We start from the raw sequence: 24,299 nt of genomic DNA, 5'->3' as shown, positions 1-24,299 counted from the left end.
GTGGAGCACAGTGGAACCGGAGGATTGCGCGCCGATGACGACCGATGATGGGGTGCGGGCGGGGCGCCGGGTTCTGGTGGGGGTCGGGGAAGGGGTTGCTGCCGCCTTTGTGGCGTTGGTGGTTGCCTCGGTGGGGCTGTTCGCGTTTTCGGCGGTGCAGTGGCCTGCGTTCAACTCCTCCAATGTGACTCGGGCTTTGACCACTGTCGGGCAGGTTGTTTCGGTTGCGCTGCTGGTGGTTTCGGTCGTTTTGATTCGGGCGCGGAAGTGGCCTTGGGTCGCGAAACTGCTTTCCTGGGTGGGGATTTCGAGTTTTGTCACCGTCACGCTCGGGATGCCTCTAGCGGCGACGAAGTTGTATCTGTTCGGTGTTTCGGTGGATCAGGAATTTCGGACCGAATATCTGACGCGGCTCACCGACAGCGCCGCCCTGCGCGACATGACCTATGTGGATCTGCCGCCGTTCTATCCGGCCGGGTGGTTCTGGATCGGCGGGCGGGTGGGGAATGTGCTCGGCATGGACGGCTGGGAAGTGTTCAAGCCGTACGCGATCGGGCTGCTCGCTGTTGCCGCCGCGGTGGCATTGGTGTTGTGGATGCAGTTGGTTCGCGCGGACATGGCGGTGGGGGCTGCTGCCGCGGTTACTGCGATGACCTTGGCTTATGCCTCGCCGGAGGCTTATGGCGCGGTGTTGATCGTGTTCATTCCGCCGGTGTTGGTGTTGGCGTGGGGGGCGTTGCATCGGCGGTCCGGGGGGTGGGGTGCGGTGCTGGGGACCGGGGTGTTCCTCGGGGTCGCGGCTTGTTTTTACACGCTGTATCTGGCGATCGCGGCGTTCACCGTGGTGATCATGGCTGTCGTGGCGGCTGGTCTTGCTGTTCAGGCGCAGCGAGACGGACGACGGGTGTGGCGGGCCGGCGTTGCTCCGCTGGTGAAGGTGGTGGCGATCGGTGGCATCGCCATCGTGCTCGCCCTCGTCGTGTGGACCCCGTATCTGCTGAAGATGCTGTCCGGCGCAAAGATGCCGTCCGGCAACGCATTCCACTACCTGCCCGAGTCGGGGGCCCAGCTGGCATTCCCCATGCTGGAGTTCTCCCTGCGCGGCGCCCTGTGCATGATCGGCGTGCTGTGGTTGGTAGTCCGAGCCGGATCTTCCAGGCGCGCACAAGCATTGGGCATCGGCGTCGTCTCGATCTACCTGTGGACCCTGCTCTCGATGGCAGCGACCGCAGCAGGCACCACCCTGCTGTCCTTCCGACTCGAACCAGTCCTGCTCGCATTGCTGGCTGCCGCAGGCGTTTTCGGCTTCGTCGAAGGCGCGACCGCGATCTACCAAGCCTTGAACGAACCCGCCCCCATGCGCACCGCGGCGGCAGCAATCGCAGTCCTCGGCGCACTGGCCTTCGCCCAAACCATCCCCACCGTCCTCACCCACGAAATCGACACCGCCTACACCGACACCGACGGCAACGGCGAACGAGCCGACCAACGCAAACCCTCCGCGGTAACCCACTACCGAGAAATCGACGCGGCCCTCCAAGCCCAAACCGGCCGTCCCCGAGACGAATCCGTAGTCCTCACCGCCGACACCAGCTTCCTCGCCTTCTACCCCTACTGGGGCTTCCAAGCCCTGACCTCCCACTACGCCAACCCCCTGTCGGACTTCAAAGCCCGAGCCGAAACCATCGCCGCCTGGAGCAAACTCCCCAACTCCCCCGCCCTGGTCGAAGCCCTCACCAAGTCCCCCTGGCGATCCCCCGACGCCTTCCTCTTCCGCACCGACGGCGACAACTACACCCTGCGCCTAGCCGAAGACGTCTACCCCAACGACCCCAACGTCAAGCGCTACACAGTCACCTTCCCCAAATCCCTGTTCATCGACCCCACCTTCACCCCCACCCCAATAGGCCCCTTCACCCTGATCACAGTCCGCCGCTGATCGAGGTCCGAAGGCCACGGATCAGGAAGCACCCTCGGTGGCTCCAGGAAACGACCCGTCTTCCCCTGACTCGACGCGTCGTACTGTCCCCACCTTGCTGATCCCCTTGTCGAATGACCCGATTGCCGAACCGGGATCGGCCTCAGCGAGGGCGACAAGATATGCATCGGCGAACGACAGTCGATGGTGTTCGTAGACGTCGACAGCCCTGATCAGTACGGCTGGGTCGTCGGTAGAGATGTTGCGGGAGCCGATGATTGCCCGTGTCAGTGCGGCCACCTCGGGCCTGGGCACCCGGTAGACGCTCTGCAGCACGTACACCGTTTCTGCCACGATCAAGTCCGGTAGGTAGAACTCTTCGGACCGCGCGAGCATGGCGGTCGCGCGCCTGCCCATCTCCGGCGGATCCTGCGTGAAGTGCCGGACCAGGATGTTGGTATCCAGGTAGACGGTCACGAATCCTGACCCTCCCGCCACTGCTGTGTCCAGGCGGTTTCTTGGATTTCCTCCCAGGTCCGACCGCGAACCTGCGGCGGAACCGGCACACTGCCGGCGAGGTCGAGCAAGTCGGGCGTTTTGGCGAGCACAACGACATTGCCCTCTACCCGGAAGTGCACGTTGTCGCCGGTATGTAACTCCAACGCTTCGCGTACCGCCTTGGGGACGGTGAGCTGCCCCTTGGACGTCAGACGAGCCAGTGCATCCATCTCAAATCTCCTTACCTAGGTATAAAAGTAAGGATAGCGCGACCAACCCGGCCGTCGGATCGTTTCCTATCCGTGCCGGAAGCGGGTGTTCATCCCACTGGACGGCACTACACTGACGGGTGCGGCACGGTCGTCGCCGGTGGGGCGCGTTGGCCCTCGGCGGATGGCGTAGGAAACCTGATCCTGCACGTCACGGGTCCCGGCGACCCGCTACCGGAGGAGGACTCATGTCCGATCCGTTGCACACGAGGGTGTGTCTTACCGGTCTCGATTGTTCTTGCCCGAGCATCAGTTTCTTCGTGGTGCCCGAACCGCTGGTCAGCGGGGGGCAGATGATGCATTTGCTCGAGCAGGCGCCGGTCGCGGGGCGGATTCCCGCGCCGGATATCGGCTTGATCGATCTGATCGAAGCCGCGACGTTGCCGTTGGATACGCGGGGGTTGGCTCGCGCGCAGCGGGTGGCGTTTTCGGGGCCGGTGCATGATCCGCCCGCGGCGCGGGAGGTGCTGCACGACCATCTCATCGACGAGCCGTGGGGTCTGGACGTAGATGATCCCGAGGAAATGACGCGGTTGGCGATGCTGCCCGAACGGCGGATCGGGGTGCGGCGGATCGACGATTTCCAGGCGCATTCGATTCGGCAGGCGATGGAGGCGGTGTACCGGTATTTCGCGATCGATCAGCGCATTCCGCTGGTTTATCACGGGTTCGCCGATCCGCGCGAGGGCTGGTTCGCTTTGCGTGCGTCAGCGGCCTGACCAGGTACCCACTGGGTGACCTCGCTAACCGTGTGTCGATGGACACCCGATAGCCACTGGTGTGCGGATGCCCGATAGACCACAATATGTGCGGTCAGGGTCTACAAACCGCGCGGTCGGTGTCGCGTGGCGGGTACGCTGCGAAATGTTGGAAAGTTCGGCCGACCGAAATCAGTTTTTGGTAGCGCTGATCGGTACGGATGCAGAGGTATAGCTATGACGCTCAGCAGACCGGAGCGGATCGATCTTTTACTCACACGCCAGCAACGCCTCGGCCGTGAACCGCAAGCTCGCGAACAGCTGGAATCGCTGGGCGCGATCGAGCGGGTAGTCATCGACACCACCATCGCGATGCTGTCGCCGGGACAGAAGTTCGCGCTGCTGTGGTCGATGCAGGTCGGCGAACAGCTGGTCGCCGGAGTGCAGATCAAAGAGCGGGACGGAACGGTCACCAACCTGATGCCGCCCGCCGAGGTGCTCGAGTACCTCACCGATCACAAGCGCATGTCGTACAGCGCCGACACCGGTGCGTGGCTGTCGGCGGAGATCTTCATCGCCGGACCCACCCGGTACAAGACCAACTACTCCACCGGCACCGTCGCGGACTGGATGCCGGAAGTCTCGGCCGACGACCTGACCGCCGAGTTCGCCGCCTACCCGCGGCCCGACGCCGAAATCCCCGACTGGGCCCGCTCGCAGATGGAATGGGCGGCTCGCAAAACCGGCTAGTCGCGGGCGGCGCCCACCCACGCACAGGTTCGATGGATAGCATCAACTCCCGTGCCGGACCGATCTGAACGCGCGTTGCCCCGATACCGCCTGATCGCCCTCGTCTGCGGGCTGCTCGGGTTCGTGCTCGCCCTGCTCACACCGCTGTTGCCGGTGCGCCAGGACCGCGCGAGCCTGGACTGGCCGCAAGTCGGCGCCGCCAGTGTCGAAGCGCCGCTGGTGTCGTATGTGCCGCAGCGGCTGGACGCGCAGCTGCCGTGCACGATGTTGAGCGGCCTGCCCGGCGCGGAGACCACCACCCTGCTCACGACCATCCCGGTCGCTTCCGGCAAGGTCGATCGCGGGTTGAGCGTCACCGTGCGCGACGGCGTGGTGGGCGTGCAGGCGCGCGATGTGCCGATGCTGTCGGCGCCGATCGCGGAGATCGGCGGGTGCGAGCGGATCAGCATCGTGTCGACCATCGAAGCCACGACCGTCGAGTTCGTCGGGGCGGCGCGCAAGGACGGCACACCCTTCCGCAACACCGTCACCGTCGACAAGCGGCCGCAGATCGTGGGCGTGTACACCGACCTGCCCGCGACGGCACTGACCGGCGCCCGGCTGCACGCCGACATCGACTCCCGCTTCACCTCCACCCCGACCACGCTGAAACTGGCGGCGATGATCGGCGCCGGGGTCTTCACGCTGCTCGCGCTGATCGCGCTGCACCTGCTCGACACCTCCGACGGTCGTCGCGCCCGCCGCTTCCTGCCCCGGCACTGGTGGCGGATCACCCCGACCGACGTGGTGGTGGTCGGGACGCTGCTGGTCTGGCATGTGATCGGCGCCAACACTTCTGACGACGGCTACATCCTGAACATGGCGCGCGCGTCGGGACCGTCGGGGTACATGGCCAACTACTACCGCTGGTTCGGGGTGCCCGAGGCGCCGTTCGGCTGGTCGTACGAGGTGCTGGCCTGGATGACGAAGATCTCCGACGCCAGCCCGTGGATGCGACTGCCCGCGCTGGCCGCGGGGTTGGTGTGCTGGGCGGTGATCAGTCGAGAAGTGTTGCCGCGCCTGGGGGCTCGTGTGCGACGCGACAAGGTGGCGTTGTGGACGGCCGGGCTGGTGTTCCTCGCGTTCTGGCTGCCCTATGACAACGGGCTTCGTCCCGAACCGTTGATCGCGGCGGGGGCGCTGCTGACGTGGTGCCTCATCGAACGCGCCATCGCCACGGCGCGGCTGTTGCCTGCCGCCTTGGCGATCCTGGTTGCCGCGTTCTCGCTGGCAGCGGGGCCGACCGGTCTGATCTGTATCGCGGCGATGATCGCGGGCACGCGGCCGGTCATGCAGATCATCATCAAACGGGCACAGGGTCTGCGTCCGCGCCGGATCGCGGCGGACAGTGAAGTCGACCCCGCGGACGACCGACCGATAACCGAAGTCGACGCCGCGAAGCCGGGGCGGGCAGCTAGCTCGGATAGCACGGCGGTGAGCGCACCACGATTGTCGTTGCGCACCAAGATATTCCGCTACGCCGCCCTACTGGCCCCCGGCCTCGCATCAGGCACCCTCGTGCTCATCATCGTCTTCGCCGACCAGACGCTGTCCACCGTCATGGAGGCAACCCGAGTCCGCACCCTGGTCGGCCCGAACGTCGCCTGGTTCGACGAACGCACCCGCTGGGACTCCCTGTTCATGCTGTCCCCCGACGGCTCCCTGGCCCGCCGTTTCGGCGTGCTGGTGATGCTGCTGTGCCTACTCGTGTGCATCCTGCAGGTGTTGCGCAAGGGTCGCATCCCCGGCACCGCGCGCGGCCCGTCGGTGCGCATCCTGGGCATCGTGTTCGCGGCACTGTTCCTGATGATGTGGACGCCGACCAAGTGGACCCACCACTTCGGCGTCTACGCGGGTCTGGCGGGTTCGCTGGCAGCGTTGGCCGCGGTTGCGGTGGGCACCAACGGAATCAAGGCCCCACGCAATCGCGCGTTGTTCGCGGCGGCGGTGCTGTTCCTGCTCGCGATGACGTTCACCGGCTCCAACGGCTGGTGGTACGTGTCCAGTTTCGGCGTCCCGTTCTGGGACAAGGCGCCGATGCTGGCGGGCAAGGGTGTCTCCACGCTGTTCCTCGGACTCAGCATCCTGGCCCTGCTGGTCGCGCTGTATTTCCACCTGCGCGCCCCATACCGAACCCCTTCGGACACAGGTCGTTTCGATCGTTTCGCCACGATGCCGCTGACCATCGCGGCCGCGCTGCTCGTGCTGTTCGAAGTGGCGTCCATGGCCAAGGGTGCGATCACCCAGTACCCGGCCTACTCCATCGCGAAGTCGAATATCAGTTCGCTGCAAGGCAATACGTGCGCGATGGCGAATAGCGTTCTGGTGGAGGCGAATACACCCGATTCACTGCTCGCGCCCTATGACGGCTCCCCCGCCGACGGATTGAACGCCGAGTCGACAGGCTTCTCCCCCAACGGAGTAGCCGCCGACCTCACCGCCGACGCCGACGAAACCGTGGTCGGCGGCGCCAACTCCGTGGACAACGATTCCGCCAACAAGACCACCAAAACCACCGGCGCGGGCACGGGCGGCGGCACCACCGTCGAACCCGGCATCAACGGCAGCACCGTCGCGCTCCCGTTCGGCCTGGACCCCGCCCGCACGCCCGTACTGGGCTCGTTCCAGGACGGCGTGCAGCAGCAGGCGAAGCTGACTTCCCAGTGGTACCGCTACGACCTCGTCGACAGCATGCGCCACGATCCCGCCTACCAGGCCCTGGTGATCACCGCGGCCGGACGGATCCGGTACGTGGACACCGACGGCGTCGTGCACTACGGCCAGGACCTGCGCCTGGAATACGGCACCCGCGCCGCCGACGGTTCCGTGCAGGTGACCGGCTCGGTCGCGCCGATGGATATCGGGCCCGCGCCGTCGTGGCGCAACCTGCGCGTGCCGCTGGATCAGCTGCCCGACGGGGTGAACGCGGTGCGCCTGGTCGCCGCCGACAACGACATCACCGGCAAGCAGTGGCTGGCCGTCACGCCCCCGCGCCTGCCGCGCCTGGTCACTCTCGACTCGGTGGTCGGTCGCACCGACCCCGTGCTGCTGGACTGGCACGTGGGCCTGGCCTTCCCCTGCCAGCGCCCGTTCGAGCATCACGACGGCGTCGCGGAGGCCCCGCAATGGCGGATCCTGCCCGACCGGGTCGGTTCGGACGCGTCCAATGCCTGGCAGGACGATATCGGCGGCGGACCGCTGGGGTGGACAAATCTGCTGTTGAAGGCTGAGACTGTCCCGACATATCTCGATCACGATCTCGGCCGTGATTGGGGCTCGCTGGAGCGGTTCACGCCCTTTCAGCCCGCTCCGCCCGCCGAAATCTCCGTCGAGGTGGTGAACCAGTCGGGTCGCGCGAAGGAACCGGCGATTCGGGCACAGTAGGTCCGGCGGCTACTGGCGAGTAGGACTGTGGCAGCGCAAGGGCAGTGGCACGCACTTGTGTGTGACGCTTACCAAACGCTCAGTCCCCGTTAGGGTTTCGCTTACGTGAAACACCTGTAAATGACAGCGTAAAGGACCTGCACCTGCACGTTTGAGCACGTACGCTGGTGGGTATGACAGGAGCCTTCGATGACATGGATCTACGAGATCTCGTCGACTTGCTCAGCGAGGACGAGAAGCAAGAACTACGACCGGCCATAATGCGGGTACTGGGAAGACTGCCTTCACAAGAGGTATTACGACGCGATCTCAACCGTCGCATGCTCAACGTCTGACTCCTGGTCCCCACACAACCTAAAAGGCGCGAACCACATACGTGGTCCGCGCCTTTTAGCGTGCTCAGAAGACTCGCAGGGGCCCCGGCGTCCACAGCCCGGACCGCGCCTCACGCCCGGTCTCGAGCTTCGCCGGCGTCGCCTTCGCGTACTGGTCGTAGCGTTCCAGCGAACCCCAGTCACGGGCCCAGTCGTGGTTCAGATAGGTCGGGATCGTCACCCGGGCCGCCAGCATCTGCGTCATGCCCAACGGTCCGCCGAATTCCTGCGCCTGCCAGGTGTCGGTCGACGAGATCGCCAGCGGACGGTCGGGCAGGATCCGGTAGTTCGGCACCTCGGCCACGCCGTTCTTGTGCGAGAACGGACGCTGGCAGGGGAACTGCAGGCCGACCGCCCAGTCGAGCAGAACCGGCTGGTCACGACCGATGAACGTGTCCAGGGTCTGCAGCTTGGGCACGCGCGGCGGGGTGAACGCCAACCACTGGTCGCCGATCAGGATCGGGTCGTTGACCAGCACGCGCACCGCGTTCGCCTCGGGCGCGAGCTCCGCCAGCGGCACGCGCAGGTTGCGCCACGACGGCGCCGGGCCGATATCGCGCGGCTGGTAGGCGCCGAGCACGGCGACGCTGCCATCGGGGTTGCGGGTGCCGTATTCGACGAACAGCGCCTGACCGTAGTTGTCGTCGCCGGTGTCGTCCTTGGACGCGATGCGGCCGGCCGCGCTGATCACGACCAGCGGCGAGTCCGCCGAGCGTTCCGGCAGCCCGTACCAGGCCGACTCCAGGTGGGCCGGCTGCTGCATGCCCTCCTGGTAGGAGCCCAGAATCGGGGTCACGGCAGGGTCGAGGCCGAACGGCAGCGCCACGGTCGAACCGTTGATGCCGCGCGCGCCCTGTCCGCCGCCGGTGCCCGCGCTCTCGCCCTCCGCGAAGGCCGCGCCGACCGACTGGTTGCTGGTGTTACCGGTGCCCGGCTTCACCTCGACCGCGTCGGCGGACAGGTCGCCCGGCACACCGTTGGGGGTGAAACCGACCGCGCCGATGCCCGCGAGCGGGTCGTCGGGGTCGGTGAACGGGCGGGCCGGGTCGACGATCGGCTCGAGCCTGCCCGCGTTGGGGTCGGCTTCGACCAGCACATCGTTGGCCAGGCCGCACGAGTTGTTGCTCAACGCGTCGATATTGCCGCGGCCCAGCGAGTAACCGGGGTACTGCTGGGTGGCGCCCTTCACCAGCGACGCCACTTCGAACAGCACCATCAACCCGACCACCACGGTCAGCGGAATCGCCGCGAACTTGCGAATTCGCTTGCCGCGCTTGCTCTTCGCCGAGGGTTGCGGTTTCACATAGTCTTCGCGCAGCGCGTACCAGCCCACCAGTGCCAACGCGACGCCGAACAGGATCAGCATCACCGTGTTGGAGTTGATGCCGCTCACCGAAATGGTCTTGTCGAACCACGGCACGCCGTAACTGGACACGTACCAGTACCCGTTGATGCCCGAGAACGACAGCGCCAGCACGAACAGCAACCCGGCCAGGAAGATCGCCCGGTTCTTGCGCGAGCGCAACGCACTCTGCGACACCGCCACCGCCGTCACCGCCGCCAGGCCACCCGCGATGCCCGCGTAGGCACCGAAGTGGTGGGTCCACTTGGTGGGGTTGAACATCATGAAGAAGATCGTGCCGAAGACGATGCCCATCAAACGCCAGGTCGGACCCGACGCGATACCGGGCACCTGACGGCGGCGCAGCAGCACCAGCAGCGTGGTGAACAGGCACAGCAGCATCACCAGGAACGCGAAACGCCTGGCCAGCGAACCGTCGACGGTCTCGACGAACATGTAGTAGTAGCGCAGGTAGTCCTCGTACCAGGCCAGGTTCGGGCCGGTGGCCTGACGCACCCGGTTGGCTTCCTGGATACCGGCGAAGGTCTGGTCGCCGTAGACCACGACCAGCACGAGCAGACCGGCCGAAGCGATCGGGGCCAGCAGCGCGACCGTGCCGAATTCGCGATGACGGCGCACGATGATCCGCACCAGCGGACGGATACCGGCCAACAGCGCGGCCACACACATCAAACCGGTGGGCGCGGCGGCGAGAGTGAACGCCGCGATCAGCACCGCGATACCCGCGGGCAGCAGGCGACCGGTCGCGATCGCGCGTTCGATCGACACCCACGTCAGCAGCGCGCCCAGCGCCACGATCGGCTCCGAACGCAGGCCGTTGTCGAACGGCAGCCAGAACGCCAGGAACACCAACCCACCGGTCCACAGCGCCACCTGGCTGCGTTTCACGGCGTTGCCAAGGCGCGGCACCACCTCGCGGCTGATCACCATCCAGCACAGGATCGCGCAGATCAGCGCCGGAACGCGCACCCACGGGCTGGCCGTGGAGATCTCGGCGAACACCTGGATCACGTAGTAGTACCAGCCGAACGGGGCCTCCGGGACGCCGTACCAGCGGAAGTAGTTGGCCGTATAGCCCGCGTCGGGGGCCACGCGGACCATCGACAGGATGTAGCCGTCGTCGGAGGTGTTGGCGCCGACGAAATGCCAGATCAGCAGGGTGCCGATCACCGCGGCGTCGGCCCACGTCGGCTTCAACCAGTTGCGCGGCAGGAACCGGCGGTGGCCGCGGCCGTCACTGCCGTCGAGACGGCCCAGCGCCGCCAGCGCCAGCAACGTGCACAACACGGCCGCGATGATGGCGACCAGTTTGATCGGCGACGGGCTCGACGAGAAGCGGGTATCGATCGTCGACGTCAGCGAAAGACCCTGCGGGACATCACCTTTGAGATCGGTGAACACGCCCACGATCTGCGGCCGCAGATCACCGGGCAGCTGACCCTGCACCGGAACCTGCACGGTCTCCACCGCACCCGGCTGACCCACGATCGGCCGCTCGATCATCTTCGTCAGCCCAGCGAACTCCGCGGTCGTGCGCGACTGATCGGAACTGATCCGAATCGCCGAACACCCGCCCATCTCCGACCGCGGCGCCGACGCGACCACCGCATTGCGGTCCACCACATCCACCGACGTCTCCGAGACACGCACGAACAGCGCCTCCAACGCCGCCCGATCACCCTGCGCAGGCGCGGTGGCCAACAACATCCCGCCCTGCTCGGGCAACGACGCCACCGCACTACACGGAATCGACACGTTCACATCAATAGGCACCTGCGACATCAACGGCGCCTGCACATTGCCCAGGTTCCCGTTCTGCGGCCAGTTCAACTGCGCGGTGGTCTGACTCACCGGCAGAAACGGCGTAGCCACCGCGAACAGCGCCCCGAGTATCCCGGCGACGATCGCGATCCATCGCGCGACCCGGAAGTCCTTCGCGGACGCCACCGGTCCAGCGGGCGGCTTGGTAAGAACAGCAGTTGCGGCGTCTGGCACGGTTCGACATGGTATCTGTCTCCCGGTACTTACGAGGGGTCGCACGCCTTACGGGGAGACTTCCCTAGACTCGACTCCATGACCAAGGTGAATCTCGAAACCAATTACGGACCGATCGTGCTCGAGTTGGACGACCAGGCCGCGCCGAACACGGTCGCCAACTTCGTGAACTACGTGAACTCGGGCCACTACGCCGGCACCGTGTTCCACCGCGTCATCCCCGGTTTCATGGTGCAGGGCGGCGGCTTCGAACCCGGCCTGAAGCAGAAGCCGACTCAGGCGCCCATTCAGAACGAGGCCACCAACGGCCTGAAGAACGACAAGTACACCGTCGCGATGGCCCGCACCAACGACCCCCACTCGGCCACCGCCCAGTTCTTCATCAACATCTCCGACAACGCCTTCCTCAACCACTCCGCGCCCCAGGGTCAGGGTTGGGGTTACGCGGTGTTCGGCAAGGTCGTCGACGGCACCGAGGTCGTCGACAAGATCGCCGCCGTCAACACCGGCAGCGCGGGACCGCACCAGGATGTTCCCGTCGACGACGTCATCATCGAATCCGCCTCTGTCGCCTGATTTTCGACATCACTCGGGCCGTCACCACAATCATAGGTGACGGCCCGAGCCCGTCCACCGATTAGACTTGGTCCAGCGGGATTCCGGCCCGCCCCGATGATTCCCGGGAGGAGCGCGTCAGGACACCCAGGCTTTCAACGGTTCGGTATCGAGGGTGATTCCTACCGGATCAGGGATCGGGACTTCGGCGCCGAAGGGCTGGATCAGGATTCGTTCGTATTCGCCATCGACCGGGTTGCTACGCACTACGACGCAACCCTTTTCGCGGTCGATCAGGAGGTAGATCGGGATGCCGGTTCGGGCGTAGGCGCGGGGCTTTTCGCAACGATCCCGGCGGTCGGTGTCTTGGTCGTGAGAGGTCACCTCGACCACCATCAAGACGGGGGTGGGGTCGGCCCACTCCGACTGGCCCGCGAATACTCCGGTCGGCGCCAAAGTGCCGTCCGGGCGTGCTCGGCCCGTGCGGTAGGAGTCGATCTTCAGGCCGCGTTCCGGAAAGAGCCAAAGTTCGGGCCGAAGGACGAGCAAGATCCGCATCAACCACTCGAGCACGCAGTCATGGTCCCCGTCCGGCACGGCTTTGGCCCCCAGCTTCCCCTCGACGTACTCCAGTCGAACACCATCCGAGACGCGACCGGCAACGCGAGCAAGTTCTTCGAACTCCCCGGTCGTCATGAGCGGCTCAGGCGCTGCGGTCATGCCACAACGATACCCAGCGGCGATACGATCCGCGAAGAATGCGCGAACGGGCCGCCTCGAAGGGGTTCGAGGCGGCCCGTTTGGGGGTTGGTCTATAGCGGCAGCACGTGGTGCTTGCGGGGGTTGCGTTGGATCTTTTTGTCTTGCAGCAACTTCAGGGCTCGGCGGAGTTCGAGGCGGGTGGTTGCTGGTTCGATGATGGCGTCGATGAAGCCGCGTTCGGCTGCTACCCAGGGGGTGGCTACGTTCTCGTTGTAGAAGTTGATCAGGTTTTGGCGGATGGCGGCGCGTTGGTCTTCGGGGGCTGCCGCGATTTGGGCCGCGCCTAGGAGGCTTACCGCGCCTTCTGCGCCCATGACGGCGATGCGGGCGGTGGGCCAGGCGAGGTTGATGTCGGCGCCCAGTTGCTTGGAGCCCATGACCGCGTAGCCGCCGCCGTAGGACTTGCGGACCACCAGGGTGATCTTGGGGACCGAGGCTTCCACGTAGGAGAACAGGAAGCGGCCGCCGCGCTTGATCACGCCTACCTTTTCCTGTTCGACGCCGGGCAGGAAGCCGGGGGTGTCGACCACGAAGATCAGCGGGATCTCGAAGGCGTCGCACAGGCGCACGAAATGGGAGGCCTTGTCGGACGCGCGGGCGTCCAGGGCGCCTGCCGCGGCCATCGGCTGGTTGGCGACCACGCCGACGGTGCGGCCGTCGATGCGGGCGAAACCGGTGATGATGTTGGGGCCGGTGTCGGCGCTGATCTCCTTGAACTCACCGTCGTCGAAGATGCGCAGCAGGATGTCGTACATGTCGTAGCCGGCATTGTCGGAATCGGGCATGAACGAGTTCAGTTCACGGTCGGAGTCGGTGATCTCCGGCTCCAGGCCGGGGTTGACCACCGGCGGCAGTTCCTGGCAGCTGCTGGGCATGTAGCCCAGGTACTCGCGCACCCACTTGAACGCCGCCTCCTCGTCCTTGGCGACGTGGTGGATGTTGCCGTACTCGGCCTGCGTGCGCGCACCACCGAGCTCCTCGAGGCTCACGTCCTCGCCGGTGACCTCTTTGATGATCTTCGGGCCGGTCACGAACATGTGCGCGGACTCGGTGGCCACCACGACATCGGTGCAGATCGGCTCGTACACCGCGCCACCGGCGCAGTTGCCCAGGATCACCGACACCAGCGGGACCATGCCCGACAGCGGTTCGAGATTGGTGGCCATCCACGCGTACCAGGCCAGCGAACTGATCGCCTCCTGCACGCGCGCGCCACCGGAATCGTTGATGCCGACCAGCGGAATGCCGACCTTCGACGCGTACTGCATCAAACCGCACAGCTTGCGCCCGAACGCCTCGCCCACCGAACCGCCGTACACGGTCTGATCGTGCGAGAACACCGCCACCGGGCGACCCTCGACCTTGCCGTGCCCGACCACGACACCGTCACCGTAGAGCGCGTTCGCGTCGCCGGGCTTGCGCACCAGCGCGCCGATCTCCACGAACGTGCCGGGGTCCAGCAGCTGGTTGATCCGGTCGCGGGCACTGGGAATGCCCTTGTGCGCCCGCTTGGCGATGCCCTTGGCACCGGCGGGTTCCTTGGCGAGCTCGAGCCGCTCGTGTAGATCGGCAAGCTTTTCGGCGGTCGTGCTCACTTACTCATTCTCCCTTGGCGGAAATCGCGGCCAGCTTGGCAGCGAGGTCGGCACCGATCTGGCCGATCCGCGGTTCATCGACAATCTGCAGGTGGTCGCCCGGAATATTGACCACTTCGAGGTTCGGAATGTACTCGTCCCAGCCGCCGTTGGGCTTGCGGTCGGCGAAGCGGGGCTCGAGTTCGATCGCGCCGTCGTGGTAGCGGTCGGCCAGGTACAGCACGACGTCACCGTCGTACTGGCGAGGCTCGGCGACGGTCAGCGCGCGGTTCTCGAGCCATGAGGTGCGCTGGTGTTCGAGCACACCGCCGGGGATCTTGGCACCGGACAGCTTGATCAGATCGCTGATCATGGAGAACTGCTCGTCGTCCGACGCGGCGGCCAGCTCCTCGATCTGCTCCCGGTCGAGCTCGGCCGGCACGTTGTAGGTCTTCTTGGCGAAGGCCTGGTACCGCTCGAGGCGACGCACGCGCTCCTCGGGGCTGTTGTCCTCGTCCTCGACAGTGCGCGCGAGGTCGATCAGGCCGACGTAACGCACGTCGGCGCCTTCCTCGCGCAGCAGCTGACCCACTTGCAAGGCCAGCACCGCGCCCAGCGACCAGCCGTACAGCACGTACGGGCCCTCGCCCTGGATCTTGCGCAGCTCCGGCAGGTACTCGCGGGCCCGCTCCTCGATGGAGCCGTCGACCCGTTCGAACCCGTACATCGGGGTGTCGGCGGGCAGGCGCTTGAGCAGCGGCTCGTAGACCAGCGTGTTGCCGCCGGCGGGGTGGAACACGAAAACCGGTGTGGCCGAGGATCCTTCGACGCGGGCACGCAGCGGGCGGATGAAACCGTCCACGTCGGCGCCGCTGTCCTGCAGGTTGCGCACGATCTCGGCGAGCTGCTCGATGGTCTCGCAATCGAGCACATCGTCGACGGTGACCTCGGCCTTGACCCGCTCGGTCAGGCGCGCCGCCATCTTCTCGGCGACGTCCTCCTCGAGGATGGGCAGGGTGTTGTAGACGCCGCCGGGCGATGCGCCGGTGACCAGAGCCCAAGTGGCGTAGGCCAGACGTTCGGCAGCGTCACGCGGGGGAACGTTGTCCTCGTCACCGGCCGCGGCATCGGCGAAGTAGTCGATGTCGGCGACGGCCGATTCCGGCTCAGCAGCAACAGGATCCGCGACAGCGGCAGCGCTTTCGGTTACGGCAGCAGTCGAAACCGTTTCGCCCGCACCAGCTTCCGGCGCAACCTGCGCCCCGGCCTGCTTCGCCACGTTCAACGGATCCTCGCCCGCGGCAATCGCGGCCCGAGCAGCCTCGACGAAGTTGGCATCGACACCCAACTCGACATCTTCACCCGCGGCCTTGGCAGCAGCCTGCTTCTCCGCCATCGCCGCGACCTCGTCGCGATGCTCGATCGCGTACCGCAGCACCTTCGACACCTCGTTGAGGCTGGCGTCGCGCACCGCGGAGATCTGCAGCTGCGGGATGTCGAATTCGTACTCGACGCGGTTCTTGATGCGCATGGCCATCAGCGAATCCAGGCCGAGTTCCATCAGCGGGATCTCCATCGGGAGGTCCTCGACGGCGTAGCCCATGGATTCGGCGACGATGACGCACAGTCGCTGTTCGATGGTTTCGCTGCCGTTGGCATCCCACCGGTCACCGGTGGCGATGGCGATCTCGGCGGCCGACTGCTCGGCGGCCGGAACGGCAAGCGCGACAACGGGTTCGTGCAGTGCGGCACCGGAGGTGACGACCGCGTCGAACAGCAGGGTGAACCCGGTCGCGGACTTCGCGTGCACCTGCACCGACGCACCACCGAGGTGCGGGGTCAGCGTGGTGGTCAGCGTGCCGGAATCAGGCAGTGCGGCGTGGGGATGCGAAACAGAGACCGCGACGTCGGAAAGCACCTGGGACGCAGCGGCTTTCACCAGAGCGGGCAGATCGTTGACCGAGGAGGCCTGAACCTCCCAGGCGTGCCGACCATCCGGCATGGCGACGTGCGCGCCGGGCACGCGGGCGCTGCCGCCACCCGACGACATCGACACCTTGGGCCAGTACTCCTTGCGCACGAACGCAGTTCGCGGCACGTCGGCGTAATCACCTTCGGGCAGCAGCGAACTCAGGTTCACCGCGTGGCCGTGCACGTACAGCTGCGCGAGCGCGCTGATCACACCGGCGGACTCGTCTTCCTTGCGCTTCAGCGTCGGGATGAGCTGTGCGTCGTGCACGCCCGCCGCGAAGGTGGTGCCCAGAACCTGCATCAGCGCAACGGAATTGGGCGCCAGCTCCAGGAACGTGGTGTGTCCGGTGTCGACAGCGGCCTTGACCGCGTTGGTGAAGTAGACGCTGCCGCGCATGTTCTTCACCCAGTAGGGCTCGTTGTGGATCGGGTCCGAGCCGGGCTTGAAGAACAGGCCCTCGTGGACCGTGGAGTACAGGCCGGTAGTCAGCGAGGTCGGCTCGATGCCCGCCAGCTCCGCAGCCAGTTCGCCCAGCAGCGGGTCCATCTGCGAGGTGTGGCCCGCGCCGCGGGTCTGCAGGATCCGGGCGAACTTGCCCATCGCCTCGACCTCGGCGACGATCTGCTCGACCTGCTCACGCGGGCCGCCGATCACGGTGTTGGTCGGCGCGGCGTACACCGCGCACTCCACGTCGGGGTACTTCGGCAGCAGCTGCGCCACGTCGTGCGCGCTGAGTTCGACCAGTGCCATGTTGCGCACTTCGTCGTCGGTCAGCATCTGCTCGCCCTCGCCCATCAGGCGCGAGCGGGCGCAGATCACGCGCACCGCGTCTTCGATCGACAGGCCACCGGCGATGTACGAACCGGCCACCTCGCCCATCGAATGACCAACCACCCCAGCGGGTTCCGCGCCGTGCGCGCGCAGCACCGCGGCCAGACCGAGCTGGATGGTGAAGATGCCGACCTGGCAGGTGCCCACGTCGTAATCCTGGGCGTCGTCGAGGATCATCTCGCGAATGGAGTAACCGGCCTCGTCCTGCACCAGCTCGTCGACCTCGTCGACGGTGGTGCGGAAGATCGAGTTCTCGGTGTACAGCTGCTTGGCCATCTTGCGATGCTGCGATCCGAAACCGGAGAACACCCAGATCGCGCCGTTGGACGCGGGCGAATCGGCGGTGAACACGCCCGCACCGGGCTTGCCCTCGGCGATGGCGCGCAGACCGGCCACGGCCTCGTCGCGAGTCTTGGCGATCACCACACCGCGCGAACGCTGGTGGCTGCGCTTGGCCAGCGAACGGGCGACATCGGTGAGCGGGACGTCTTTGCCCGCGCCTTCCAGCCAGTCGGCCAGGTCCGCGGCGGCGCGCTTGCGACGCGAGGGCAGGTAGGCGGACACGGCCAGGATGACCGGCAGCGGCTCCTCGCGTTCGCCGTCCCACTCGACGACCACAGTGGGCTGCACGATCTCGGCGGCGGCCTCGGTGATCGCGGTGGCCTCGGCGACCACATCGGTGGTGGTCTCGGTGCCCTCGATCTCCTCGACGGCCAGCTCCACGGCGGCGATCTGCTCGGGGGTCACGTCCTGGACCACGGGCGCGGACGGCACGTATTCCTGCAGCACGACGTGCGCGTTGGTGCCACCGAAACCGAAGCCGGAGATGCCGACGGTCGCGACGCCGCTGTAGCGGGGGAACTCGGTGGCGGAGTCGACGACCTTGAGATTGGCCTGTTCGAACGGGATGTACGGGCTGGGGCCCGCGTAGTTGATGTTCGGCGGAATCACGTTGTGCTGGAACGACATCAGCACCTTCGCGAGGCTCGCCGCGCCCGCGCCCGATTCGAGGTGACCGAAGTTGGACTTCGCGGAACCGAGCAGTGCGGGCTTGTCGGCATCGCGACCACGGCCGATGACGCGGGCGAGCGCCTCGGCTTCGATCGGGTCGCCGATGGGCGTACCGGTGCCGTGGGCCTCGATGTAGTCGACCGTGGAGGGAACGATGCCCGCGTCGCGGTAGGCCGCACGCAGGACGTCGGCCTGCGCGTCGGGGTTCGGGGCGAACAGACCGTTGGAACGGCCGTCGGAATTCACCGCGGAGCCCTTGATGACGCCCATGATGGTGTCGCCGTCGCGCTCGGCATCGGCCAGGCGCTTGAGCACGAGCATGCCCGCGCCCTCGGAGCGAACCATGCCGTCGGCATCGGAGGAGAACGGCTTGATGTGCCCGTCCTTGGCGACCGCGCCGTTCTGGTCGAAACCGAGGGTGATGACGGGGGCCAGGATCATGTTCACGCCACCGGCCAGCGCCACCTCGGCCTCGCCGCTGCGCAGCGCGCGCACGGCCTGGTGCACGGCCACGATGGTCGACGAGCAGGCGGTGTCGACGGTGATCGACGGGCCGCGGAAGTCGTAGAAGTACGACACGCGGTTGGCGATGATGCCGGTCGAGCCGCCCAGCAGCGCGTAGCCGCGAGACGAAGCGGGCGCGTCGGGATCGGTGTCGCCGAGACCGAGCGAGGCGATCATCTGGAAATCGTTGGTGGACGAGCCGACGAACACGCCGACCTGTTCGCCCTTGAGATCGCTGGCCGGGATGCGCGCGTGCTCGAGCGCCTCCCAGGTGAGCTCCATCATCAGCCGCTGCTGCGGGTCGACCTGCTCGACCTCGATCGGCGACATCGCGAAGAACTCGGCGTCGAAACCCTTGATGACGTCCTGGTCCAGGTAGCCGCCGAGAGTGTTGGCGTTGTCGATGGTCTGGGCCACGGTCGGGTCGGTCATGAACTCGTCCCACCGCCCCTCGGGCAGCTCACGAATCGCATCACCGCGCCCGATGATGAACTCCCAGGTCGACTCAGGAGTCGTCCCCGCACCCGGCAGACGCGTCGACAGGCCGACCACCGCGATGTCATGCGCCTCGGAAGGCGCGAACGCGGCGGTGTAATCCGAGTCGTCCACAGCGGCAGGCTCGGGCTCACCGTTGATGATCACCTCGGCCAGCGAGGCGATCGTCGGATGCTGGTACACCACCGTCGGCGTCAGAATCACGCCGGTGAGGTCCTCGATGTCACCACCGAGGGCGAGGGCGTCGCGCGAGGCCAGCCCGAACTCCTCCATCGGTCGGTCGACGGTGATCGCGTCGACAGACTGTCCGGTCGCGTCGGCAACCCAGCGGCGTAACCATTCACGCAGCTCAGCTACCGAGAGTTCCGCCGAAGCGGACGACTCGGACGGGAATTCGGGGGTGCCCTCGTTGTTAGCCATCAATTCCTCAAGCTACCTGTCTGCCTACAGGGCGCGCCGTGGAATGGCACCCGGCATGCGTCACACGCCGAGTGCCATCACCGAACCGGTGGGCCGATTACTCTTCCGGTGCATCGGGGAAAGCCTGCTGGGTGTAACCACCGCGCAGAGTTCCCTCGAGGTAGGCGGCCTTGCAGGCGCGCCGGGCGATCTTGCCGCTGGACGTACGCGGGATGGACCCCGCGGGCACCAGCAGGATGTCACGAGCGGTCACGCCGTGACGTTGCGACACCGCCGCGCGCACCGCGTCCGCGATGGGCCCAGGATCGGCCTTACCGGCACCGGGACCACGTTCGGCCACCACCACCAGCTGCTCGGACGCGTCGTCGACGTCGAACTTCAGGCCGGAGTGGCTGTCGGCGGCGAAGACCTCGGCGGGCAGCTGGTTGGCCGGCACCGCGAAGGCCGCGACGAAACCGGGACGCAGCGACTTGGACGCCTCCTGTGCGGAGAACTCCAGATCCTGCGGGTAGTGGTTGCGGCCGTCGACGATCACCAGGTCCTTGACGCGACCGGTGATGAACAACTCACCTTCGAAGTACACACCGAAGTCGCCGGTGCGCATCCAGTCGGCATCGGGCTCGGTGCCCGCGGTGTGCCCGCCGTCGACCGGCTCGGTGACCCGGTTGCGGAACGCCTTGGTCGACTCGTCGGGGCGTCCCCAGTAGCCGATGCCCATGTTCTTGCCGTGCAGCCAGATCTCGCCGACGTGCCCGTCGGGCAGTTCGCGACCCTGCGCGGTGTCGGCGGTCTCGGGGTCGATGATCGCGGCCCACTGCGACAGCCCCACGTAACCACACGAGACCTGCGCGATGGCCGACTCGTGCGACTGGTCAACGCGCACCATGCGGCCCGCGTTGAGCTCGTGACGATCCACGTAGACGTACTTGGCCTCGTCCTCGGCCTTGGTCGCCGAGACGAACAGCGTCGCCTCCGCCATGCCGTAGCAGGGCTTGATCGCGGTCTTGGGCAGCCCGAACGGCGCGAACGCCTCGTTGAACTTCTTCATCGAGGACACGGTCACCGGCTCGGACCCGTTGATCAGGCCGATCACGTTCGACAGGTCAAGCGATTCGCCCGCCTTGGGCACACCACGCGCGGCAGCGTGCTCGAACGCGAAGTTCGGTGCCGCCGCGAACGTGCCGGCACCGTCGGACACGGCGGCCAGCTCGTTGATCCACCGCGACGGCCGACGCACGAACGCGCTGGGCGACATGATGGTGATGAACTTGCCGCCCACCGCGGGCAGGATCACCGTCAACAGGCCCATGTCGTGGAACAGCGGCAGCCAGGTCACGCCGCGCGAGTTCTCGTTCATGTTCAGCGAGTTGATCATCTGCAGCAGGTTGGTGCCCACCGCGCGATGGGTGATCTCCACACCGGCGGGTACCCGGGTGGAACCCGAGGTGTACTGCAGGTAGGCGATGTCGTCGACCGCGGTGTCGGGACGCACCCACGAGTCACCCAGGGTGTCGGGGATGGCGTCCACGGCGATGATGCGCGGGCGCTGGGCCGCGGGCAGCGAGCGGAAGAACTGGCGGACACCGGCGGCCGAGGAGGTCGCGGTGAGGATCGCCGACGGCTCGCAGTCGCCGAGAACGGCGTGCAAGCGGTCGGTGTGGCCCGGCTCGTCGGGATCGAACAGCGGCACCGCGATGGTGCCGGCGTAGATCGCGGCGAAGAAGGAGATCACGTAGTCGAGCCCCTGCGGCGCGAGGATCGCGACCCGGTCGCCCGGGTTGGTCACCTGCTGCAGCCGAGCGGCCACCGCGCGCAGCCGCACACCGAATTCCTGCCAGGTCAGCTCGTGTACCTCACCGTCGCGTTCCCGCGAGTAGTCGATGTAGCGGTACGCGAGCGTATTGGCATCGTTTCGGGTGTGCTTCTCGACGTGATCGACCAGGGTGCGACCCTCGGGAATGATGATGTTCCCGGTCTCGTCCAGGTAGTCGTCGAAAGTCTGTTCCATTCCTTCTTCTCCTTGCGAGGACACGCGATGACAAGCTCTGCGGCCTCGACTCGCTATATCGCCACCGGACATCGGACTCACCTGAGCGTGCGTCGACAACCTGCGGATTTTCACAAGCGGTCTGCGCGGTGACCGCTATCGGCTAAATGTTCTCAAACCAGAGTCATGTTACAGAGGACCCCCCGCTCAGTCCTCCCGCAGCAGCGGAATGACAGGCGCGAATGCGTCCATCTGGGTGGGGAAGATGCCCACATACGACATCGAAGTGAGTTGCCGCACACGTTTGACCTGTTCGGCGATTTCCTCGAACGTGCCGATCGCGATGTACGGCGACTCGAGGATCTGTTCCACGGTCAGTTCGACGTCGACTTCGAGGTCGGGATGCAGGCCGCGTTCGATCGCGCGCAACGCCATCTCCGCGGTCTTCTCCCGGTCGTCGGTGATGACGATGGCGGTGATGGCCCAGTTCAGCTCGATATCGGCGAACCGGTCGCCCGCCGCGGCGCGCACCCATTCGACCTTCTCGATCGTCTTCTCGAGCGTGATGCCCGACAGCAGACCCTTGCCGTTCTTGGTGGTCTGCGGCACGACCGAGACGATATCGGCGTGCTTGGCAGCAAGGGCCAGCATCTTGGGACCGCCGCCACCGGTACACAGCGGCGGACGCGGACCCTGCCGTGGACGAGGAGTGCCCTTGACGCCACGCACCTGGTAGTGCTTGCCCTCGAAGGTGCACTCCTGGCCACGCAGCAGCGTGTCCAGGATGGTCAGCGACTCGTCCAGCTTCTCCAGCCGCAGGCCGGGACGCTCGAACGGGATGCCCGCGTTGTCGAACTCTTCCTTGATCCAGCCCGCTCCGACGCCGACCTCGAGCCGACCCTTGGACAGCACATCCAGGGTGGCCAGCTCTTTGGCGAGCACCACGGGGTGGCGCATGCCGTTGGCCAGCACCGACGTGCCCAGACGGATCTTGCTGGTGGCCTGGGTGAGTGCGCCCAGCGCGGCGATCGGGCCGATCTGATCGCCGAGGTGGTCGGGCACGACGAACGTGTCGTAACCCATCTCCTCGGCTTCCTGCGCCGTCTGCACGAACTTGCGTGCGCCGCCCTCCTGTTTGTTGCCTTCGCCTGCTGCGGCGAAGCGGAACGGACGCAGCGGCGTACCCAGCGCGGTCAACTCACCGACGGGTGCGGCAGCTTCGGTCATGAACTCTTCGCTCCTGGCTGGTGTGGACTCGGGCGCAATTCCCAGCGCACTTTACAGCGTGCGAGCGATCCGGCGTGCGGATGTCACAGCGGGGCGTGATCGGTGGCAACCACGCCCCCACTGTGACTGTGACAACTCCGTCAGGAATGTGGCGGATGTGGTGCGTTCTCGATCAGGCCCGCGGCCCAGTTCACGGTCCACTGGGTGGCCGTGGTGCCGTTGGCGTCCACGGTGTTGGAGGCGTACAGCGCGTGCACCGGATTGCCCGCCGAGCGGATCAGCGCGGCGAGACTGCCCAGTGCGTTGAGCGGGTTCAGTGCCTCGCGTGGCGCGTCGCAGATCATGTCGCCGGGCGCGCAGATCGAGAACACCTTCGGTGCCAGCGTGCCGAAGCCGCCGGGGCGCGGGCCGGTCATGCTGATGCCGGGCACGTTCACGCCGCGCAGCGCCACCTCGGCGCCGTCGCCCGCGGGCGGGGGGTCGCCGATCTCGGTGGGCAAGCCGGGACCGGTGGCGGTGCGGCGGCCGTCGGCGATCACCGTCACACCCAACACGTTGGCCTCGGGGATCGGACCGTTGCCCGCGCCGATCTGGGCGGCCACGTCACCGGCGATCACCGCGCCCTGCGAGAAGCCCGCGATGACGTAGGTGGTCAGCGGGCATTCCTTGTGCCGCTGGGCCAGGATGTCGGTGGCACGCGCGGTGCCCTCGGTGCGGCTGTTGTTGTACGAGGCCTGACCGTCGGGCGGCAGCGCGATCGGGTTCGAGAACTGGGCCACGTACGGCACCGTGTACACCTCGAGCCGGTTGTCGGGGAACTGCGCGCGCAGCGGCCCGGTCACGCCCAGCATCAACGAGATCGGGTTGGCCTGCGGGTTGTACGGGTCGTCGGTGCTCGACGACTCCCAGGTGCCCGGAATCGACAGCAACATCACATCGGGGCAGTCCGCGGACTGCGAGGTGGGCGGCGGCGGACCGGGCGGCGTGGGCCCCGGCTCGCGCAACCGACCCGCCAGCAGGTACCACAGCAGCACGATGACGATGATCGCGAGCACCAGCAGGGCCACCACGGTCAGGCAACCCGCGGGCCAGAACTTGCGACGTGTCGGTCGGGCGTTCACTAGCAGTAGGTCGAGTTCGCGGCGGCGATGTAGATCTGCGCTGCCTTGTTGACGTCCATCTTCGCCGGATCGAAGGCCGGGTCGGTGCCCGCCATCGCGGCGACGAAGGTGGCCACATCGGAATCACTGGCCCCGGTGCCCTTGACCGAGCAGATGTACGACGCGGTGGTGAGCGCGGTCGTCTGATCACCGGGGGTGATGCCGTTCTTGGCCAGCTCGTCGAGGAACGCCTTGTCCTTGCCTGCCGCGGGCGCGACGGCGGTGGTCTGCGGGATGGGCGTGGGCTCCTCGGTCTGCGCGCTGGTGGGCGCGGCAGTGCTCGACGGTGCCTCGGCGGGCGGCTCGATGACCACCGGCGGCGTCGTGGTCGACTTCTGCGCGGCGCTGCTCGAGAGGGTGGGCGTCTGCGACGCGGTCGAGTCGTTGCCGCCACAGGCGGACAACATGGCCACGGCAGCCAGGGCCGCGACCGATCCGGCTACCTTGCCAGTGATCCGATGCATGAAGATGTCTTTCCTCGAAAGTTGCTGCGGGGAAGCGGTCGCAGACCAG

15 protein-coding genes are annotated in these 24,299 nt (G+C 66.6%); 5 read left to right on the top strand and 10 right to left on the bottom strand.

The genetic code is table 11. The annotated features are described in order from the left end of the window. Positions 1–34 precede the first annotated feature (34 nt). A complete protein-coding gene (locus tag ACFWVD_RS23665) occupies positions 35–1,939 on the top strand; it encodes a galactan 5-O-arabinofuranosyltransferase (protein ID WP_379246226.1) in 1,905 nt (634 codons plus the stop codon). Positions 1,940–1,960: 21 nt separating this feature from the next. On the opposite strand, the gene ACFWVD_RS23660 is transcribed toward ACFWVD_RS23665, so the two are convergent. Both ACFWVD_RS23660 and ACFWVD_RS23655 read right to left on the bottom strand, forming a co-directional pair. Further along, positions 1,961–2,395 carry a PIN domain-containing protein gene (locus ACFWVD_RS23660; RefSeq protein ID WP_379246224.1) on the bottom strand — a complete coding sequence of 145 codons (435 nt, stop codon included), beginning with the start codon at positions 2,393–2,395 and terminating at the stop codon, positions 1,961–1,963. After that, on the bottom strand, positions 2,392–2,646 hold the full coding sequence (locus ACFWVD_RS23655) for an AbrB/MazE/SpoVT family DNA-binding domain-containing protein (RefSeq protein ID WP_379246222.1): 255 nt from the start codon (positions 2,644–2,646) through the stop codon (positions 2,392–2,394). Before ACFWVD_RS23655 ends, ACFWVD_RS23660 begins: the two co-directional genes overlap by 4 nt. Positions 2,647–2,948: 302 nt before the next feature. Between ACFWVD_RS23655 and ACFWVD_RS23650 the strand changes: the two genes are divergently transcribed. The 3 genes from ACFWVD_RS23650 (at position 2,949) to ACFWVD_RS23640 (ending at position 7,556) form a co-directional block, all read left to right on the top strand. Beyond that, positions 2,949–3,404: a hypothetical protein gene (locus ACFWVD_RS23650; RefSeq protein ID WP_379246220.1), complete on the top strand. Its 456-nt coding sequence runs from the start codon at positions 2,949–2,951 to the stop codon at positions 3,402–3,404. A gap of 216 nt (positions 3,405–3,620) precedes the next feature. Then, on the top strand, positions 3,621–4,133 hold the full coding sequence (locus ACFWVD_RS23645) for a hypothetical protein (RefSeq protein ID WP_379246218.1): 513 nt from the start codon (positions 3,621–3,623) through the stop codon (positions 4,131–4,133). A gap of 51 nt (positions 4,134–4,184) precedes the next feature. After that, complete coding sequence (locus ACFWVD_RS23640) at positions 4,185–7,556, top strand: arabinosyltransferase domain-containing protein (RefSeq protein ID WP_379246216.1); 3,372 nt, start codon at positions 4,185–4,187, stop codon at positions 7,554–7,556. A gap of 399 nt (positions 7,557–7,955) precedes the next feature. Here the strand turns inward: ACFWVD_RS23640 and ACFWVD_RS23635 are convergent, their stop codons facing one another. Continuing rightward, on the bottom strand, positions 7,956–11,288 hold the full coding sequence (locus ACFWVD_RS23635) for an arabinosyltransferase domain-containing protein (protein WP_379246214.1): 3,333 nt from the start codon (positions 11,286–11,288) through the stop codon (positions 7,956–7,958). A 78-nt stretch (positions 11,289–11,366) separates the two neighbouring features. On the opposite strand from ACFWVD_RS23635, the gene ACFWVD_RS23630 reads away from it, so the two are divergent. Further along, complete coding sequence (locus tag ACFWVD_RS23630; protein ID WP_379246212.1) at positions 11,367–11,864, top strand: peptidylprolyl isomerase; 498 nt, start codon at positions 11,367–11,369, stop codon at positions 11,862–11,864. 117 nt (positions 11,865–11,981) lie between these two features. Here ACFWVD_RS23630 and ACFWVD_RS23625 read toward each other — a convergent pair whose 3' ends face one another. The 7 genes from ACFWVD_RS23625 to ACFWVD_RS23595 all read right to left on the bottom strand — a co-directional run bounded on the left by ACFWVD_RS23625 (position 11,982) and on the right by ACFWVD_RS23595 (position 24,250). Then, positions 11,982–12,563 carry a Uma2 family endonuclease gene (locus ACFWVD_RS23625; protein ID WP_379246210.1) on the bottom strand — a complete coding sequence of 194 codons (582 nt, stop codon included), beginning with the start codon at positions 12,561–12,563 and terminating at the stop codon, positions 11,982–11,984. A 92-nt stretch (positions 12,564–12,655) separates the two neighbouring features. Then, positions 12,656–14,200: an acyl-CoA carboxylase subunit beta gene (locus tag ACFWVD_RS23620; RefSeq protein ID WP_379246208.1), complete on the bottom strand. Its 1,545-nt coding sequence runs from the start codon at positions 14,198–14,200 to the stop codon at positions 12,656–12,658. 4 nt (positions 14,201–14,204) lie between these two features. Next, the gene (pks13, locus tag ACFWVD_RS23615; protein WP_379246206.1) at positions 14,205–19,412 is read right to left on the bottom strand and encodes a polyketide synthase Pks13; all 5,208 of its coding nucleotides are present in this window, start codon (positions 19,410–19,412) and stop codon (positions 14,205–14,207) included. Between the two features lie 97 nt (positions 19,413–19,509). After that, positions 19,510–21,420 (bottom strand): long-chain-fatty-acid--AMP ligase FadD32, encoded by a 1,911-nt coding sequence (gene fadD32 / locus ACFWVD_RS23610; protein ID WP_379246204.1) that lies wholly within the window; start codon positions 21,418–21,420, stop codon positions 19,510–19,512. Between the two features lie 186 nt (positions 21,421–21,606). Continuing rightward, a complete protein-coding gene (locus ACFWVD_RS23605; RefSeq protein WP_379246202.1) occupies positions 21,607–22,626 on the bottom strand; it encodes an LLM class F420-dependent oxidoreductase in 1,020 nt (339 codons plus the stop codon). A gap of 140 nt (positions 22,627–22,766) precedes the next feature. Next, on the bottom strand, positions 22,767–23,753 hold the full coding sequence (locus ACFWVD_RS23600) for a cutinase family protein (RefSeq protein ID WP_379246360.1): 987 nt from the start codon (positions 23,751–23,753) through the stop codon (positions 22,767–22,769). Continuing rightward, the gene (locus ACFWVD_RS23595) at positions 23,747–24,250 is read right to left on the bottom strand and encodes a DUF732 domain-containing protein (protein WP_379246200.1); all 504 of its coding nucleotides are present in this window, start codon (positions 24,248–24,250) and stop codon (positions 23,747–23,749) included. The genes ACFWVD_RS23600 and ACFWVD_RS23595 overlap by 7 nt, the downstream gene beginning before the upstream one ends. Positions 24,251–24,299: the final 49 nt, after the last annotated feature.

It is taken from the genome of Nocardia sp. NPDC058666 (genome assembly GCF_042714895.1).
Lineage (GTDB): Bacteria > Actinomycetota > Actinomycetes > Mycobacteriales > Mycobacteriaceae > Nocardia.
This window is presented reverse-complemented; position numbering and strand designations above follow the sequence as displayed.